This window comes from Apilactobacillus waqarii (assembly GCF_019061205.1).
GTDB lineage: Bacteria > Bacillota > Bacilli > Lactobacillales > Lactobacillaceae > Apilactobacillus > Apilactobacillus waqarii.
Genome location: NZ_JAHQYH010000037.1, coordinates 1 through 255 on the forward strand (window position 1 = coordinate 1; position 255 = coordinate 255).

At 39.2% G+C, this 255-nt stretch carries 1 protein-coding gene; it reads right to left on the bottom strand.

Annotated features, from left to right (window positions below):
- Window positions 1–255: ParA family protein (locus KTJ72_RS07090; protein WP_217304488.1), on the bottom strand; the 255-nt coding region annotated here is incomplete at both ends.

The window sequence follows — 255 nt, forward strand, 5'->3', positions numbered from 1 at the left end:
GATAAACGCACATTTCTAGTAATGATTGTGTCGTAAACCTTGTCACCAAAGTACTTACGAACCTCATCGTTAACTTGTTGACCTAACTTAGTACGTGAGTCATACATGGTAAGTAGAACCCCTTCAACGTCTAGGTCTGGGTTAAAGTGCTTCTTAACTAATTGAACAGTGTTTAATAGTTGGCTTAGACCTTCTAGTGCGTAGTATTCGGTTTGCACTGGAATTAAGATTGAATCACTGGCAGTAAATGCGTTC